Annotated in this window: 1 protein-coding gene; it reads left to right on the forward strand. The window is 30.6% G+C overall.

Annotated elements, in window-relative coordinates:
- A partial coding sequence (locus M3226_RS32020; RefSeq protein ID WP_251573474.1) for an IS3 family transposase occupies positions 1–209 on the forward strand: 209 nt, incomplete at its 5' end.
- Between the last annotated feature and the right edge of the window lie 46 nt (positions 210–255).

Below are 255 nucleotides of genomic sequence, written 5' to 3' on the forward strand. Positions count from 1 at the left end.
ATGATAATGCTTGTATAGAATCGTTTCATAGTTCTATAAAGAAGGAATTGATTTATCAAAAAAAATATAAAACCCGTGATGAAGCCACAATGAGCATTTTTGATTATTTGGTTGGATTTTATAATTCGAAACGGATTCATTCTACTTTAGGATATGTTTCACCAAATACATTTGAACAGCAGTATTTATCTAAGATACAAAAGGCTTAATTTTGACCATTTTCCTGTTAGACTAGTGAGCCTTTGGAAAAGGCTC

The organism is Neobacillus cucumis (assembly GCF_023715505.1).